Origin of the sequence: Kitasatospora sp. NPDC088351, assembly GCF_040685575.1 — a bacterium.
Lineage (GTDB): Bacteria > Actinomycetota > Actinomycetes > Streptomycetales > Streptomycetaceae > Kitasatospora.
This window is the reverse complement of record NZ_JBFBIL010000063.1, coordinates 25,651-41,966: the sequence shown is the minus strand read 5'-3', so window position 1 is coordinate 41,966 and position 16,316 is coordinate 25,651. Positions and strand designations below refer to the sequence as shown.

Here is a 16,316-nt window from a genome sequence, read left to right as displayed (position 1 = left end):
TTCTCAAGGAACGGACACTTCCTTCGGACCGCCTTCCAGCGGGCCCTCCGGGCGCTTCGTTCTTTCGTGTTCTCAGCTTATCAGATGTTTTCCGCTCCGTTTTCCGGAGTTTCATTCATCGGATTCGCTTTCCGCCGCCCCTCTCGGTGCGACTCCGGAACTGTACGGGCCCGGGCACGCCACATGCAAATCGCCCCCGCCCGGGCTTCCCGGGCGGGGGCGATCGACGTGCTCAGCGGACCTCGGTGATCTCCGGGCCGCGGGCGAACGGATCGAGCGCGGTGCCACCGAAGCGGTTCTCGCCCTCGCCGCCGGCCGCCGCGGTGGCGCCACCGTCGGCGACCATCTGGGCGTCCTCCGGAAGCTTCAGCACGATCGGGTCGCGAGGCGCCATCGGGCTCTCACCACGGACGACGACCGTCTGCTGGAAGACCTGCTCCAGGATTCCGGCCATCTCGGGCTGCACGGCGGCCTGGCCGGAGATCACACCCCGGAGGAACCAGCGCGGCCCGTCGCAGCCGACGAAGCGCACCAGCTGCACACCCTGCGTGCCGTCCGGCAGCTGCACGGGGACCTGGGCGCGGAGGTGCCAGCCGAGCGGGCCCTCCTCCTCGTCCACGATGCCGCCCTGCGAGGTGATGCCACTGGCGATCTCCTCGCGGACCTCGCCCCAGATGCCCTCGGACTTGGGAGCCGCGAAGGCCTGGAGCTGGATGGCGCTGTTGCCGAGGACCAGCGTCGCGGCCACGATCGACTCGCCGGCCACCTCGACGCGCAGTTCCATCCCCTCGACACCGGGGACCAGCAGACCCCCGAGGTCCACCCGGCCCTCCTCCGGCTTCTCCAGCTCGGAGTGGTCCCACGGACCGTCCGGACGCGGGGCCGGCGGCAGCCCGACCCGGTCCGTCGGGTCCAGCTCGGTCACGTTCTCGCTCTCGGCGGAACCTTCGACGTCATCGGCCGTCTCGTCGGCGCTGATGGCGTCGTCGGCGAGCTGCTCGACAGCGTCCTCGCTCTTCTGGCGACGACGGAACACGGTCACTGTCCTTCCCGGTCCAAGACCGATGCGAATACCTGCTCGGCTTCCTGCGAGGCCGCGGGCATGCTAGACCGCGGCGTGGCCGCCGGTCGACCCGAACCCGCCCTCGGCGCGTGCCGACCCCGGCAGCTCGGCCACCTCGTGGAAGCGGGCCTTCTCGACCTGCTGGACGACCAGCTGGGCGATCCGGTCCCCTCGGCGGAAGCTGACCCCCTCGCGCGGGTCCAGATTGACGACGATCACCTTGATCTCTCCACGGTACCCGGCATCGACCGTCCCTGGGGCGTTCACCAGAGCAACTCCGCAACGAGCTGCGAGCCCGGAGCGGGGGTGGACGAACGCCGCGTAGCCGTCGGGCAGGGCGATGGCCACGCCGGTGGGGAGGACGACCCGCTCGCCGGGGGCCAGCTCGGCGTCGACGGTGGTCCGCAGATCGGCGCCCGCGTCGCCGGGCTGCGCGTACGCGGGCAGCGGCAGGTCGGGGTCGATTCGCCTGATCAGGACGTCTACCGGCGGACGGGGGGTGCTGCTCAAGGGTTCACCTCAAAGGCTCGGGCGCGCTTCATCAGGTCGGGGTCGTCGAGAACCTTCTCGATGTCCTCGGGTCGACCGTTCTTGGTGAAGTGTTCCAGCTTCACCTGAATGAAGAGCGCCTGCGCACGCACCGCGACCGGTCCGTCCGGGCCGCCGATCCGCGCCTCGCCGGCGCTGTAGATCTTCCGGCCGTGCACGCCGGTGATCCAGGCCCGCAGGTGCAGCACGGAACCGACCGGCACCGGGGCGACGAAATCGGTCTCCAGCCGGCCGGTGACGGCGGGGGCGTGCAGCAGCCAGTTCAGCGTGCCGAGGGTCTCGTCCATGGCGGTGGTCAGCAGGCCGCCGTGGGCCAGGCCCGGGCCGCCCTGGTGGGCCTGGCCGACGGTGAACTCGGCGGTGACGTCCAGTCCCTCGCCGGCCACCGCGTCGATCCGCAGGCCGCCGGGGTGCTGCGGGCCGCAGCCGAAGCAGTGCTCGTAGTGCGAGCCGAGCCGGGTGCCCGGGGCCGGCGCCTGCGGGGCCCGGGGCGGCAGCACGGCGTCCGGGGGCGGCGTGGTCGGCGACAGGACGGCGGGCAGGTGCGCGGACGACTGCGCGGACGGGGAGGCTGCGGACGGAGAAGCTATGGAACCGGTCACGGCGACCAACCCTACCCAGCGGTAGGAAGCCGGGAAGCGGGGGTGCCGTCCCGCTCCGTCCGTCACGGCGATCACAATGGGGGCATGTACGACGAACGCCTCACCGTGCCGCGCTCCTGGTGGTTGCTCCCGGTCGCGATCGGGCTCACGCTCGCGATGATCCTGCTGCGTTTCAGCGCGGTGGGCGCGCTGGTCGGGCTGGTGGTCGGCATCGCGGCCGGCGCGGCCGCGATCAGCAGCTACGGCTCGGCCCGGATCCGGGTGGTGCAGGGCTCGCTGGTGGCCGGCCCGGCCCGGATCCCGGTCGACGCCCTCGGCGCCGCGCACCCGCTCAGCCCGGCCGAGGCGGTCGCCTGGCGCGGGCCGAAGGCCGATCCGCGCGCCTTCATGCTGCTGCGCAGCTACGTCCCGACCGCACTGCGCGTCGAGGTCAGCGACCCGGCCGATCCCACGCCGTACCTGTATCTGTCGACCCGCTCGCCGATGAAGCTGGCCGAGGCCCTGGAAGAGGCCCGCCGCGGCGCCCGGGCCTGAGCGTCCGGCCGGTCCCGGCCGGGGCCGCGCGAAGACCCGGAAAGAAGACCCGGAAAACGGAGAGGGACGGTTCCGCGATGCGGGACCGTCCCAAATCTCTCCGTGCTGCACAGAAAAGCGCGGTACGAGGTACTGCGCCGGTATGACCTGACCCCGTACTGCCGGTGCGTCCGCCTCGACGGCCGCCGGAACTGCCGTCCGGCCCCGCTGCCCGGGGCCGGAAGGGGCGGTGTGCCGGTCTCGCGGGAGCCGCGAGGCCCGGACCATGGCCGCCCTGGCGCTCAGGCGCCGCAGTCCCGGCAGATCGGGTTGCCGTTCTTCTCGCTGTACAGCTGGCTGCGGTGGTGCACCAGGAAGCAGCTCATGCAGGTGAACTCGTCGGCCTGCCGGGGCAGCACCCGGACCGAGAGCTCCTCGTTCGAGAGGTCCGCGCCCGGGAGCTCCAGGCCCTCGGCCGCCTCGAACTCGTCGACGTCGACCGAGCTACCGGTCTTCTCGTTCCGCCGAGCCTTCAGTTCCTCGATGCTGTCCTCGTTGAGGTCGTCATCGGTCTTGCGTGGGGTGTCGTAGTCCGTTGCCATTTTTCGCTCTCCCCCTCCGGGTTTGTGCGGTGTGTGCGGTATCTCCAGCGCACGTAACGCATGGGGGGTCGGTCTTGTGCCCGACCCGAGGCGGAGATTTTGCCTTACTTCAAGCCCTGTTACTCAATCGACACTCAGCCGGGGGTCCGTTGGGGTGATCCGGTCGGGCGCTGAGGGCCTCACGCTGGGCCATCGCCGATCTGGGACGGGGCCCGCCCGGCGGACACTCACGGTGATCATAAGCCCTGCGGAGGCCTGCCAATTCCCTTGCCCACCAGGGACGCCCGTCAACCCGCCCGAGCGCCACCGGCCACCCGGCTCCTCACGGACGGCGACCGGGGCGCCCGTCGACATGATCACTCTCCGGGGTCGCTCCAACGCTCGGGGCGACTTTGTGTGAGCTTGCTCACGTTCTGAATCTTCCGGGGCAAACCACGGAAAATCCACCCAAGCGGAGCGGGTGGATCCCCGGGTCGGCCGGCCGCGCGGTTCGTGCCCCGCCGCTCGTGCGGCCCGGCCGCGCGCTCCCCGAACGGGCCGCACGCCCCCGACCGGGCGTGCTCCCTCCGACGGCCTCGCGTCCGGGCCTCGCGTCCGGGCCTGCCGTCCGCTACCGGGCGGCCACGCGGGCGGCCCGGCGGGCCAGCAGCGCGGCCTGCCGCTCGGCGAACTTGGACGCCTGCGCGTCCAGCCCGCCGAGGAAGGCGCCGAGCTCGTCCTGGGCCTGCAGGCCCTCCGGGCCGAGCCCGCCGATCTCCATGACCTTGAGGTGTCGCAGCACCGGCTGCAGCACGTCGTCGTGGTGGATCCGCAGGTTGTAGACGCCGCCGATGGCGATCTGGGCGGCGGCCCGCTCGAAACCGGGGATGCCGTGGCCGGGCATCCGGAAGTTGATGATCACGTCGGCGATGGCCCGCATGGCCTGGTCAGGGGCTATCTCCAGAGCCGCCTTCAGCAGGTTCCGGTAGAAGATCATGTGCAGGTTCTCGTCGTTGGCGATCTTCGCGAGCAGCTGGTCGCAGAGCGGGTCCCCGGCGAAGTGGCCGGTGTTGCGGTGCGAGATGCGGGTCGCGAGCTCCTGGAAGGCCACGTAGGCGACCGAGTGCAGCATGCTGTGCGCGTTGTCGGACTCGAAGCCCTCCGACATGTGGCTCATCCGGGCCCGCTCCAGCTCGTTCGGGTCGACGGCCCGGGTGGCGAGCAGGAAGTCACGGATCGCGATGCCGTGCCGGCCCTCCTCGGCGGTCCAGCGGTGCACCCAGGTGCCCCAGGCACCCTCGCGGCCGAACATGGTGGCGATCTCGTGGTGGTAGCTGGGGAGGTTGTCCTCGGTCAGCAGGTTGACCACGAGCGACACCCGGCCGAGCGGGGTGACCTGCGACTGCTCCACCGCCCAGGCCTCGCCGCCCAGTACGCCGTCGAAGTCACGGCCCTGGCTCCACGGGACGAACTCGTGGGGCATCCAGTCCTTGGCGACCTTCAGGTGGCGGTCGAGCTCCTTCTCCACCACCTCTTCGAGGGCCATGATCAGCCGCGCGTCGGTCCAGGCGCTCGAACCGGGAGAAGCGGTGCGCTGCACGGGGGCGATGGTCACGAGTCTTGCTCCTGAGGGACGGGCACGCGCGGGACGGGCGCGTTGGGCGGACACGTCGGAAAACGCACTTACGGTTGCGTAGGTTACGACACCGTAAGTTGCTCGGGCCGGAAATGACAAGCCGCCCCCGCCAGGCCTTATGTCGTCTTGACAGACCTGGCGGGGGCGGCTGGAAACGGTCGGCGCGCGAAGCGGTGACGCCCGGGTGGCACAGTGGGGCACGGACGGGCCCAGGGGGCCGGTCAGGCGGCCGGGAGGCGGACCCGCATGGTGAGGCCGCCACCGGTGCGCGGAATGGCCTCGATGACACCTCCGTGGGCCCGGACCACCGACCGGACGATGGAGAGGCCGAGCCCGACGCCCTTGTCGCTGCGGGTGCGGTCGGCGCCCTTGACCCGGCGGAACGGTTCGAAGATGTGCTCCAGTTCGTACCCCGGCACGACCGGGCCGGTGTTGGAGACCACCAGCTCGCCGCCGCCGGGCACCGCGGCGGTGGAGATCTCGACCCAGCCGTCCGCGACGTTGTAGCGCACGGCGTTCTGCAGCAGGTTGAGCGCGATCCGCTCCAGCAGCACGCCGTTGCCCGACACGACGGCCGGGTCCAGCGTCGAACGCAGTTCCACCTCGCGCTTGGTGGCCTCGGCCCGGGTCTGCTCCAGCGCCCTGGTGGCCACCTCGGACAGCTCCACCGGGCGGCGGTCGGTGAGGTTGTTGTCGCTGCGGGCGAGCAGCAGCAGGCCCTCCACCAGCTGCTCGCTGCGCTCGTTGGTGGCCAGCAGGATCTTGCCGAGATGCTGGAGATCGGCCGAGGCGCCCGGATCGGAGAGCTGGACCTCCAGCAGGGTCCGGTTGATCGCCAGCGGGGTGCGCAGCTCGTGCGAGGCGTTGGCGACGAAACGGCGCTGGGAGTCGAAGGAGCGGTCCAGGCGGTCCAGCATGTCGTCGAAGGTGTCGGCGAGTTCCTTGAGCTCGTCGTCCGGCCCGTCCAGCTCGATCCGGCGGTGCAGGTCGGAGCTGGCCACCTCACGGGCGGTGCGGGTGATCCGGCCGAGCGGGTGCAGGACCCGGCCGGCCATCGCGTACCCGGTGGCGAAGGCGATCACGGCGAGGCAGACCAGCACCGTGAGGGACTTGCGGAGCAGGGTGTTGAGCGCCGCGTTGGAGTTGCCGTCGAACTGGTGGGCGAGGGCCTGGTTGAACTGGTCGCTGCTCATCCGGACGCCGTTGACCACGGCGCCGTCCGGCCCGAAGTTGAACGGCGGCGGCTGGAGGATGCTCAGGGCCTGCCCGACGAAGAAGTACATCAGCAGCAGCAGGACGACCCCCGCCATCAGGAACATCCCGCCGTAGAGCAGGGTGAGCCGGATGCGGATGGTGGGGCGGAAGGGCAGCCAGGCGAGCATGCCGTCGCCGGGGACGTAGCCGTCGTGCGGGGCGGTGCGCAGGCGCGGGGCGCGCGGCGGGTGCACGGGCTTGGGCGGTACGGCGCGGCCGCCGGCAGGCGCACCGGAGGGCCCGCCGGCCGGGGGCGGGGTGGTCATGATCGTCCTCTCGGAGCGTCCGCCGGGGCGGGCGCGTGACAGTCGGACCCGAAGGGATCCGGTTCAGAAGTGAAGTGGTCCGGTCAGATCCGGTAGCCGGAGCCGGGAACCGTAACGATCACCGGCGGATCGCCGAGCTTGCGGCGCAGCGTCATCACGGTGACGCGCACCACGTTGGTGAACGGGTCGGTGTGCTCGTCCCAGGCCTTCTCCAGCAGCTGCTCGGCGGAGACGACGGCGCCGCCGGCCCGCATCAGCACCTCCAGAACGGCGAACTCCTTGGGGGCGAGCTGGACGGTCCGCCCCTCGCGGATCACCTCGCGGCGGCCGGGGTCGAGCGAGATGCCGGCCCGCTCCAGCACCGGCGGCAGCGGGACGGTCGCCCGGCGGCCCAGTGCCCTGACCCGGGCGACGAGTTCACTGAAGGCGAACGGTTTCGGAAGGTAGTCGTCCGCACCGATCTCCAGGCCCTCGACCCGGTCGCTGATGTCGCCGGAGGCGGTCAGCATGATCACCCGGGTGGCCAGGCCCTGGTCGACCACACTGCGGCAGACGTCGTCCCCGTGGACCAGCGGCAGGTCCCGGTCGAGCACGACCACGTCGTAGTCGTTGACCGCGATGCGCTGGAGCGCGGCCTCCCCGTCGTACACCACGTCGACGGCCATCGCCTCGCGGCGCAGGCCGGTGGCGACGGCCTCGGCGAGCAGCTGCTCGTCCTCGACGACGAGAACCCGCACGGTGGTTGTCCCTTCTCCAGGCCGGCCCCGGAAGCGGACGCACGGCTCCGACGGTGCCTCCATCCTGCCTGGTCCAGCGGTAAAGCAGCGATAAGCTGCCCCGGAGGCAGGGCCCCGCGCGGGGCCGCCGGTCACGATTCGTGTCGGGAACACTCCGCTTGGACTGTGACACAGGCAACTTTCTCGCCCCGGGAGGTTTCCCCGGCCCGGGCGGGGGGAGGAGTGCTGCACACCCGCGATCTGGCCACTGGCCGATCGCACCCACCCGCCGTGCGTTCATCCGCGCCGGCCCTGGGGCTGGGGCGTCGCCGGGAGCGGCCGAAGGCCGTCTCCGCGCCCGACCGGAGATTCCGACCTGCCGGCTCGGACGCTTCCGCCGGCCACCATCACCCTGGGGCGGGGGACGCACGAACGTGCACGTCCGACACAGTAAGGGGGCCCGTATGGACGCCTTCACCGCCGGAATCCTGCAGCGCATAGCCAACGCCGAGCAGGACCTGCACCGCGCGATCGAGGCCGGGGACGAATTCCTGGCCGAGGTGGAGCAGTCCGAGCTGGACGATCTCCGCCGGCTCGCCGCCGAACACGGCGTGGACACGGTGCTCGGGCGGCACCGCACCGCCGCCTGACCCGTCCACCCGCGCCGGACCTCCGGCACCAGCGGCCCTGCGGGGGCCGTGCGAAACCTCAAGCCCTGGCATTCCCCGTATGCCAGGGCTCTTCGCTGCCCGGGTTCCGCGCCCGCCCGGGAGAGGGGCCGGCCCGGAACCCGGGCCGCCACTCAGTCGGCCCAGGCGCGCAGTTCGGCCAGCCGTTCCTGGAGCGGCTGGTAGACACCGGGCGCGGCGGCGACGGTCAGCTCGCCGTCGGGGCCCTGCCCGGGGCGGCCACCGACCTGGGCGCCCGCCTCGGCGGCGATCAGGCAGCCGGCGGCGCGGTCCCAGGGCGCCAGCCCGCGCTCGTAGTAGCCGTCCAGCCGGCCCGCGGCGACGTCACAGAGGTCCACGGCGGCGGCCCCGCCCCGGCGGATGTCACGCACCTCGGGCATCAGCGCGAGCAGCACCTCGGCCTGCCGGACCCGCACCGGCTGCACGTAGTTGAAGCCGGTGCCGATCAGCGCCTGCCCCCACGGCGGGGCCTGCCGGGCGGCGATCGGCCGGCCGTCCAGGTGGGCGCCACGGCCGAGCACCGCGTGGAACAGCTCGCCGCGGGCCGGCGCGTACACCACGCCGACGACCGCCTCGCCGTCCAGCTCGGCGGCCACGCTGACGGCCCACGAGGGCAGTCCGTACAGGTAGTTGACCGTGCCGTCGAGGGGATCGACCACCCAGCGCACCCCGCTGGTGCCGGGCCGCTCGGCGCCTTCCTCCCCGAGGTAGCCGTCGTCCGGGCGGCGGTCGGAGATCAGCTCCAGGACGAGCTTCTCGGAGGCGAGGTCCATCTCGGTGACCACGTCCACCGGGCTGCTCTTGGTGCCCGCCACGCCGAGGTCGGCGGGCCGGCCGTCCCGCAGCAGGGCGCCCGCCTGCCGGGCGGCGTCCAGGGCGACATCGAGCAGTTCGTCGAGCAGTTCGGGGCTCGGGCTGGGCACGGGGGTCTCCTCGGGAAGGGGTCAGCGCTCGGCGACGGCCGGGCGGGGGGCGCGCGGGTTGGGGCAGCAGGCCACCGCGCACACGTCATGGCTGGGGCCGAGCGTGCCGAGGGCGCAGCGGGTCACGGTCTCGCCGCGCTCGGTGGCGGCCCGCTCCAGCACGAGGTCGCGCACGGCGGCGGTGAAGCGGGGGTCGGCGCCGACGGTCGCGGCGCGGGCGACCGGCAGGCCGAGTTCGGCGGCCTTGGCCGCGGCCTCGGTGTCCAGGTCGTACTTGACCTCCATGTGGTCGGAGACGAAGCCGATCGGGACCATCACCACGGCGGGCGCGCCGTCGGCGTGCTGGGCCTCCAGGTGGTCGCAGATGTCGGGTTCCAGCCACGGGATGTGCGGGGCGCCGCTGCGGCTCTGGAAGACGAGCTCCCAGGGGCGGTCGGTCACGCCGGTGCGCTCGGCGACGGCCTCGGCGATCAGCCGGGCGACGTCGAGGTGCTGGGCCACGTACGCGCCGCCGGGGCGGCCGCGCGCCGGGTCGTCCGGGGCGCCGGAGGTCTCGGCCATGGTGTCCGGGATGGAGTGGGTGGTGAACGCCAGCCGGGCGCCGGGGCGGGCCCCGGCGGGCAGCCGCTCCAGGGCGGCCAGGGTGGCCTCGATCATCGGCTGGACGAAGCCCGGGTGGTTGTAGAAGTGCCGCAGCTTGTCCACCCGGAGCCCGGGCAGCCCCTCCGCGGCGAGCGCGGCCAGCGCGTCGGCGAGGTTCTCGCGGTACTGGCGGCAGCCGGAGTAGCCGGCGTAGGCGCTCGTCGCGAGGACGGCGACCCGGCGGTGCCCGTCGGCGACGATCTCGCGCAGGGTGTCCACCAGGTAGGGGGCCCAGTTCCGGTTGCCCCAGTAGACCGGCAGGTCCAGGCCGTGCTCGGCGAAGTCCTTGCGCAGCGCGGCCAGCAGCTCGCGGTTCTGTTCGTTGATCGGGCTCACCCCGCCGAACAGGAAGTAGTGCTTGCCCACCTCCTTCAGCCGCTCCTTCGGGATGCCCCGGCCCCTGGTGACGTTCTCCAGGAACGGGACGACGTCCTCGGGGGCCTCGGGACCGCCGAAGGAGAGCAGCAGCAGCGCGTCGTAGGGCTGGGCCCCAGCCTGAGCGGTGCCGGAAGGCGAGGGATTGCGCACGTCGGACATGCGACCGATCCTGCCACTGCGGGGGCCGGTGACGTCGGCGGGGCCGCGTAGGGTGTCCGGAAAATACGGTTTGCCAAGGTACGTAAGCTGTCTGGGCCAGCCTCGTTCCTTACCCTCGACGGAGCTCCCGTGCTGTCCAGCTACCGCCAGATATTCGCCGCCCCCGGCAGTCTGGCCTTCTCCTCCACCGGCTTCATAGCCCGCTTGCCGATCTCCATGACCGGCATCGGCATCGTCACCATGCTCTCCCAGCTGCGCGGCTCCTACGGGGTGGCGGGCCTGGTATCGGCGGTGCTGGCACTGTCCGCCGCGGTCCTGGGACCGCTGGTCTCCTGGCTGGTGGACCGCCACGGACAGCGCCGGGTCGCCCTGCCGGCTGCCGCGATCACCGTCGTCGCCGCGACCGGGCTGCTGCTCTGCGCCCACTACAACGCGCCGGTCTGGACGCTGTTCGTCTTCGCCGCCGGCATGGGCGTGATGCCGAGCACCGGCGCGATGGTCCGGGCCCGCTGGGCGCACCTCTACCGGGACGACGCGCCCAGACTGCACACCGCGTACTCCTTCGAGGCCGTGGTCGACGAGGTCTGCTTCATCGTCGGCCCGATCCTCGCCGTCGGCCTGGCGACCACGGTCTTCCCGGAGTCGGGCGTCATGCTGGCCGGCGTCGCCCTGGCGGTGGGCATCGTGATGTTCACCGCGCAGCGCCGCACCGAGCCCCCGGTCCACCCGGCGGCCGCGCAGAGCGGCGGCAGCGCGATCTTCAACGGCGGGCTCGTCGTGCTGGTCCTCACCTTCATCGCCACCGGCGCGATCTTCGGCTCGGTGGAGGTCGTCACCGTGGCCTTCGCCGACGAGCAGGGCCACAAGGCCGTCGCCAGCGTGGTGCTCGCGCTCTGGGCCCTCGGTTCCTGCCTGGCGGGCGTGGTGTTCGGCACCCTCAAGCTCAACGGCTCGATGGCCGGACGCTTCTTCGGCGGCGTCGTGCTGATGGCGCTCAGCATGCTGCCGCTGCTGCTGGTCGCCGAGTGGGTGCACGGGGTCGGCGGGCTGGTCGCGGTCGGCGCCGCGCTGCTGGTGGCCGGTATCGCCATCTCCCCCACCCTGATCACCGCGATGGCCCTGGTCGAGCGGCTCGTCCCGGCCGCCAAGCTGACCGAGGGCATGACCTGGACCACCACCGGGCTGGCGCTCGGCGTCGCCCTCGGCTCCTCGGCCGGCGGCTGGGTGATCGACGCGTCCGGGGCCGCCGCCGGTTACTGGGTGCCGCTGACGGCAGGGGTGTTCGGCGCCGTCACCGCTCTGATCGGCCTGCCCCGGCTGCGCGGCGGGCTCTCCACCGCTGCGGCCGGCGAGGCCGTCGAGACCCCCGCGCAGACCGTAGACCTCGAACGGTGAACTGACTACTCTCCTCCCTACTCGCGGGTCTACCCGCGGGTAGGGCGGCCGGGCCGCCCCTGAGCGCGCCGACACCGTTCGGCCACGGAGCAGGAGGCACCGCATGCCCCAGGCCAGTACCGCCCCCCGGACCCGCTGGACCAACTGGGCCGGCAACCAGAGTGCCCGGCCCGCCAAGGTGGTCACCCCGGGGACGGCGGAGGAGCTGGCCAGGGAGATCCTGCGCGCCGCCGAGCAGGGCCGGACGGTCAAGGCCGTCGGCTCCGGCCACTCCTTCACCTCGATCGCCTCGGCCGGTGACGGCGTCCTGGTCCGCCCCTACGCGATGACCGCCGTCCGGGAGATCGACCGCGCGGCCGGCACCGTCACCGTCGAGGCCGGCCTGCCGCTGGCCAGGCTCAACCGGCTGCTCGCCGCGGCCGGCCTCTCGCTCACCAACATGGGCGACATCGAGGTGCAGACCGTCGCCGGGGCGACCAGCACCGGCACCCACGGCACCGGACGGGACTCCGGCTCGCTCGCCGCCCAGATCCGGGCACTGGAGATCGTCCTGGCCGACGGCAGCGTCCACCGCTGTTCCCCCACCGAGAGCCCGCGGCTCTTCCAGGGCGCCCGGCTCGGTCTCGGCGCGCTCGGCGTGATCACCGCGCTCACCCTCGCGGTCGAGCCCGCCTTCCTGCTCACCGCCCACGAGCAGCCGATGCGCTTCGACGAGGTGCTGGACCGGCTCGACGACCTCACCGCCGTCAACGAGCACTTCGAGTTCTACTGGTTCCCGCACACCGACCGCTGCTCCACCAAGCGCAACAACCGCAGCCAGGGTCCGGCCGCCCCACTGCCCCGGTTCAGGGAGTGGCTGGAGGACGACTTCCTCTCCAACACCGTCTGGGAGGGCGCCTGCCGGGTCGGCCGGCGCTTCCCCCGGTCCGTCCCCGCCATCGCCTCCCTGGCCAGCCGCGCCTGGTCGGACCGCAGTTACACCGACACCGCGTACCGGGTGTTCACCAGCCCGCGCAAGGTCCGCTTCGTCGAGATGGAGTACGCGGTGCCGCGCGAGGCGGCCGCCGGGGTGCTGCGCGAGCTCAGGGCCCTGATCGAGCGCTCCGACTGGAGGATCAGCTTCCCGGTCGAGGTGCGCTTCGCCCCGGCCGACGACCTCTGGCTCTCCACCGCCGGCGGCCGGGACACCGCCTACATCGCCGTCCACCTCTACCGGGGCACCGCCGACCAGGGCTACTTCACCGAGGTCGAACGCCTGATGACCGCCCACCGGGGCCGCCCCCACTGGGGCAAGCTGCACACCCGGGACGCCGGCTACCTCCGCGAGGTGTACCCGCACTTCGCCGAGTTCACCGCACTGCGCGACGAACTCGACCCGCGGCGCGTCTTCGGCAACGACTATCTGCGGCGGGTGCTCGGGGCGTAGGGCCGCTCCGGCGGTTCCCGGGGCGGATCCCGCCCTACGGCGCCGGCTCTCCGGTCGGGGCGGCGGGCGGCGGGGAGACCCCGGCGGCCGCACCGCTGGGAACGGGCGGCTGCGGGCTCGCCGCGCCGGACGGCTTCGCACCGGTGCCACCCGACGGGGTCGGTTGGGCGGACGGCGTCGCGCTCGGGCCCGCCGAGGGCGAGGCCTTGCCGCCGCCGTCGGTCCCCGCACCCGGGCTGGAGCCCTGGTCCGGACCGGGTTTGGAGGGCGTCGGCGCCGAGGCGCCACCGCCGGCGGACGGCGAGGCCTCCGGGGCGCGCCCGCCCGTGGACGGCGGACTCGACGGACCGTGCGACGGAGCGTCAGCCGGCGGGCTCGACGGCTTCGTGCCGACCGTGCCGCCCAGCGAGGTGCCGTTGCCCGACTCCCCCTTCACCGTCGCCGACACCGGCTGCCCGGTCGCCAGCTCGAAGGCCAGGATCGGCACCATCGCCAGGACGAACACCAGCGAGGAGACCGCCGCGTACGTCTTCCAGCTCCACCGCCGACGCGCCCGGACCGTCCGCGGTTCGTTCCACTCCTCGGAGAGCCGCGGCCGGGTGACCGGAGCGGACGGGGAGTCGGCCGGCACCTGGCGCAGCCCGTTCACCGCCGGCCCGGGACCGGTCCGGTCCACCGCCTCGCGCAGCTGCTCACCGGTGCGTTTGAAGATGTGCTGGAACACCGCGCCACCGGTGGTCGCGCCGATGCTGACCACCGCCGCGCCCAGAATCGTTCCGTACACCCCGAGTTCGGAAGCCAGCAAGGCCCCCACCACGGTTGCCAGTGCGCTTGCCGCGACCTGAGCCACACTCAGATCAATTCGCTTGAGACCTTCCTTGCCGCCCTCCTCGACGGCCTTCCGCTCCGGCATCAACATCCCTCGGTCCGTACGACTGTTCCTCGAACAAGTCACTCCATCTTGCACAAAGAAGGACACAAGGGTCGAAAATGCGGTTCTCCGCGGTCGATATATGTGAAGATGATCACCGTTCCCCGATCGGTCGTCGGCCATTGGAGGGGCACGCTCTTGAGATTCCCGTAAATCGCGGGAGACTTGAGCGGCGAGCCGCCCCTTTGGATGCCACGAATGGAGTACTGTTCGTAAAGCCTGAGCCTTGGGTCGACTTGTCGACTGCCCCTCAACCGGCAGCTGGACAAAGAGCCACGGCGCAGGCACGCACGGCGACGCCCGTCCCGGATCGTCGCGTCACTGCTCGTGCGAGGACGGCCGGGACACCCAGACGCGACGTCGATGGATGACGTGGCAAAAAGGCAACCGTGCCACAGTGGCGTTCCCGGGCGTAAGCCCGACACGCCGGGGAACTCAGCAAGGTTGTGGCCAGTCGCGAGTGGGCAGGCCACACTCAGTACGGGAGCAGCGACGCAGGTGACGTCGGCAGGCACCACCCGGGAGGTAACCGTGCCCGAACTGCGGGTTGTGGCCGTCAGCAACGACGGCACACGGCTGGTGCTCAAGGCCGCCGACAGCACGGAGTACACCCTTCCCATCGATGAGCGGCTGCGCGCCGCCATCCGTGGTGACCGTCCGCGCCTCGGCCAGATCGAGATCGAGGTGGAGAGCCATCTCCGCCCCCGTGACATCCAGGCGCGGATACGAGCCGGTGCCTCCGCTGAGGAGGTCGCGCAGGCGGCCGGCATCTCCGTCGACCGGGTCCGCCGCTTCGAGGGACCGGTGCTGGCCGAGCGAGCCTTCATGGCCGAGCGGGCCCGCAAGACCGCGATCCGCCGGCACGGCGAGTCCACCGGACCGCAGTTGGGCGAGGCCGTCGCCGAGCGGCTCGCGCTGCGCGGCGCCGAGAAGGACACCGAACGCTGGGACTCCTGGCGGCGCGACGACGGCACCTGGGAGGTCATCCTCTCCTACCGGGCCGACGGCGAGGGCCGCAGCGCCTCCTGGACGTACGACCCGCCCCGGCGCCTGGTCCAGCCGAACGACGACGAGGCCCGCGCGCTGATCGGCGAGAACGTCGAGCGCGAGGAGGAGTCGGTCTTCCCGTTCATCCCGCGCATCGCCCGGCTCCCCCAGGAGCGGCCGCCGCGCCCGATGATCGACCGGCCCTCGGCCGACCGCATCATGTCGTCCCGCGAGGTGCGTGAGTCCCGTGAGGCCACGGCGGAGTCCCGCGACTCACTGACCAGCCTGCTCGACGTCGTCCCGGCCTTCCGGGGCGACCTCGCGGTCGGCCCCGCCCCGATCGAGCCGGTGGCCGCCGAGGTCGCCGAGGAGACCGAGGAGCCGGCCGCCGCCGCACCCGCGGTCGGCGCGGGCTCGGCGTACGCGGACATCCTGATGCCGCGCGCCGTCGCCCCGCACCGGGAGCGTCTGGTCGGCACGACCGACCGGCAGGCCGAGGCGGACGGCGTACGGCCCGGCCGCCGGGCCACCGTGCCGAGCTGGGACGAGATCGTCTTCGGCAGCCGGCGCAAGAAGCAGGAGTAGACGCATGACGAAGGAGGGGGCGCCGACCAGGTCGGCGCCCCCTCCTTCGCGTGTTCGTCGTGTTCGTCGTGCCGGGATCAGCCCGGCTGCCCGGTGACCGCCACCGGGCGGGTGGCGTCGCTCGACCACTCGCTCCACGAGCCCGGGTACAGCGCGGCCGGCAGGCCCGCCACCGCCAGCGCCAGGATCTGGTGAGCCGCCGTCACGCCCGAACCGCAGTAGACCGCGGTCTCCCGCTCGCCCGCGCCCAGCGCCCGGAACCGCTCGGCCAGTTCGGCGGCCGGCCGGAACCGCCCGTCCGGGCCGACGTTCTCGGTGGTCGGCGCGGAGAGCGCCCCCGGGATGTGGCCGGCGCGCGGGTCGATCGGCTCGCTCTCACCCCGGTAGCGCTCCCCCGCGCGGGCGTCCAGCAGCAGACCGGTGCGGGCCAGCGCGGCGGCGCCGTCCCCGTCCGCCGTCGGCAGCTGCCCGGGCACCGGCTTGAAGTCGCCCTCCGCCGGCTCCGGCACCTCGGCGGTCACCGGCAGGCCGGCCGCCTGCCAGGCCGCGAATCCGCCGTCCAGCACCCGGACCTCCGGGTGGCCGGCCCAGCGCAGCAGCCACCAGGCCCGCGCCGCCGCCAGCGAGGTCGCGCCGTCGTACACCACCACCGGGCGCCCGGCCGAGACACCGGAGCGGCGCAGCGCGGCACCGAACTCCTCGGGGTCGGGCAGCGGGTGGCGCCCACCGCGCCCGGGCGGGCCGGCCGGGGCGGCGAGGTCCTGGTCCAGGGCGACGAAGTGGGCGCCGGGCAGATGGCCGAGCGTGTAGTCCTCGATGCCGGGCGGGCCGCCGAGCTGCCAGCGCACATCGAGCAGGACCGGCGGACGGTCGGAGGCGAGCGCCTCCCGCAGACCGGCCGCCGAGATCAGCGGGGACCCGTCGTTATTGGTGGTCATGCGGTCATTCTCGCGCAGCGCGACCGCCGCGAGGCTCTTTGTGCGGTCTTTGCCGGACTTTCCGCGCGGCCCGAGGGTTCGAC

Annotated in this window: 16 protein-coding genes; 5 read left to right on the top strand and 11 right to left on the bottom strand. The window is 72.7% G+C overall.

Annotated features, from left to right (window positions below):
• Positions 1-232: 232 nt before the first annotated feature.
• The 3 genes from AB0P06_RS31120 to AB0P06_RS31110 all read right to left on the bottom strand — a co-directional run bounded on the left by AB0P06_RS31120 (position 233) and on the right by AB0P06_RS31110 (position 2,154).
• A complete protein-coding gene (locus AB0P06_RS31120; RefSeq protein ID WP_363613222.1) occupies positions 233-1,036 on the bottom strand; it encodes a DUF3710 domain-containing protein in 804 nt (267 codons plus the stop codon).
• Positions 1,037-1,105: 69 nt separating this feature from the next.
• Positions 1,106-1,573, bottom strand: a complete 468-nt coding sequence (gene dut, locus AB0P06_RS31115) for a dUTP diphosphatase (RefSeq protein ID WP_363613220.1) — start codon at positions 1,571-1,573, stop codon at positions 1,106-1,108.
• The gene (locus AB0P06_RS31110; RefSeq protein ID WP_363613230.1) at positions 1,570-2,154 is read right to left on the bottom strand and encodes a PaaI family thioesterase; all 585 of its coding nucleotides are present in this window, start codon (positions 2,152-2,154) and stop codon (positions 1,570-1,572) included. The genes dut and AB0P06_RS31110 overlap by 4 nt, the downstream gene beginning before the upstream one ends.
• Before the next feature lie 144 nt (positions 2,155-2,298).
• Here AB0P06_RS31110 and AB0P06_RS31105 point away from each other — a divergent pair, with 144 nt between their 5' ends.
• Positions 2,299-2,748, top strand: a complete 450-nt coding sequence (locus AB0P06_RS31105) for a DUF3093 domain-containing protein (protein ID WP_363613218.1) — start codon at positions 2,299-2,301, stop codon at positions 2,746-2,748.
• A gap of 281 nt (positions 2,749-3,029) precedes the next feature.
• Here AB0P06_RS31105 and AB0P06_RS31100 read toward each other — a convergent pair whose 3' ends face one another.
• The 4 genes from AB0P06_RS31100 to AB0P06_RS31085 form a co-directional block, all read right to left on the bottom strand.
• Positions 3,030-3,329: a DUF4193 domain-containing protein gene (locus AB0P06_RS31100; RefSeq protein WP_148642658.1), complete on the bottom strand. Its 300-nt coding sequence runs from the start codon at positions 3,327-3,329 to the stop codon at positions 3,030-3,032.
• Between the two features lie 610 nt (positions 3,330-3,939).
• On the bottom strand, positions 3,940-4,923 hold the full coding sequence (locus AB0P06_RS31095; protein WP_363613216.1) for an acyl-ACP desaturase: 984 nt from the start codon (positions 4,921-4,923) through the stop codon (positions 3,940-3,942).
• Positions 4,924-5,165: 242 nt separating this feature from the next.
• Positions 5,166-6,326 (bottom strand): HAMP domain-containing sensor histidine kinase, encoded by a 1,161-nt coding sequence (locus tag AB0P06_RS31090; protein WP_363613228.1) that lies wholly within the window; start codon positions 6,324-6,326, stop codon positions 5,166-5,168.
• Between the two features lie 221 nt (positions 6,327-6,547).
• Complete coding sequence (locus AB0P06_RS31085) at positions 6,548-7,201, bottom strand: response regulator transcription factor (RefSeq protein ID WP_363613214.1); 654 nt, start codon at positions 7,199-7,201, stop codon at positions 6,548-6,550.
• A gap of 443 nt (positions 7,202-7,644) precedes the next feature.
• On the opposite strand from AB0P06_RS31085, the gene AB0P06_RS31080 reads away from it, so the two are divergent.
• Positions 7,645-7,830 (top strand): hypothetical protein, encoded by a 186-nt coding sequence (locus AB0P06_RS31080; protein ID WP_363613213.1) that lies wholly within the window; start codon positions 7,645-7,647, stop codon positions 7,828-7,830.
• A 152-nt stretch (positions 7,831-7,982) separates the two neighbouring features.
• On the opposite strand, the gene AB0P06_RS31075 is transcribed toward AB0P06_RS31080, so the two are convergent.
• Together AB0P06_RS31075 and AB0P06_RS31070 are read right to left on the bottom strand one after the other, a co-directional pair.
• Complete coding sequence (locus tag AB0P06_RS31075; RefSeq protein ID WP_363613212.1) at positions 7,983-8,792, bottom strand: inositol monophosphatase family protein; 810 nt, start codon at positions 8,790-8,792, stop codon at positions 7,983-7,985.
• Positions 8,793-8,813: 21 nt separating this feature from the next.
• Positions 8,814-9,971 (bottom strand): ferrochelatase, encoded by a 1,158-nt coding sequence (locus AB0P06_RS31070; RefSeq protein ID WP_363613210.1) that lies wholly within the window; start codon positions 9,969-9,971, stop codon positions 8,814-8,816.
• Positions 9,972-10,100: 129 nt separating this feature from the next.
• Between AB0P06_RS31070 and AB0P06_RS31065 the strand changes: the two genes are divergently transcribed.
• Together AB0P06_RS31065 and AB0P06_RS31060 are read left to right on the top strand one after the other, a co-directional pair.
• Positions 10,101-11,366 (top strand): MFS transporter, encoded by a 1,266-nt coding sequence (locus AB0P06_RS31065; RefSeq protein ID WP_363613208.1) that lies wholly within the window; start codon positions 10,101-10,103, stop codon positions 11,364-11,366.
• 103 nt (positions 11,367-11,469) lie between these two features.
• On the top strand, positions 11,470-12,792 hold the full coding sequence (locus AB0P06_RS31060; RefSeq protein WP_363613206.1) for a D-arabinono-1,4-lactone oxidase: 1,323 nt from the start codon (positions 11,470-11,472) through the stop codon (positions 12,790-12,792).
• A gap of 34 nt (positions 12,793-12,826) precedes the next feature.
• Here AB0P06_RS31060 and AB0P06_RS31055 read toward each other — a convergent pair whose 3' ends face one another.
• Positions 12,827-13,597 carry a hypothetical protein gene (locus tag AB0P06_RS31055; protein WP_363613204.1) on the bottom strand — a complete coding sequence of 257 codons (771 nt, stop codon included), beginning with the start codon at positions 13,595-13,597 and terminating at the stop codon, positions 12,827-12,829.
• Positions 13,598-14,221: 624 nt separating this feature from the next.
• Here AB0P06_RS31055 and sepH point away from each other — a divergent pair.
• On the top strand, positions 14,222-15,295 hold the full coding sequence (sepH, locus tag AB0P06_RS31050; protein ID WP_363613202.1) for a septation protein SepH: 1,074 nt from the start codon (positions 14,222-14,224) through the stop codon (positions 15,293-15,295).
• 77 nt (positions 15,296-15,372) lie between these two features.
• On the opposite strand, the gene AB0P06_RS31045 is transcribed toward sepH, so the two are convergent.
• A complete protein-coding gene (locus AB0P06_RS31045; protein ID WP_363613201.1) occupies positions 15,373-16,233 on the bottom strand; it encodes a sulfurtransferase in 861 nt (286 codons plus the stop codon).
• Between the last annotated feature and the right edge of the window lie 83 nt (positions 16,234-16,316).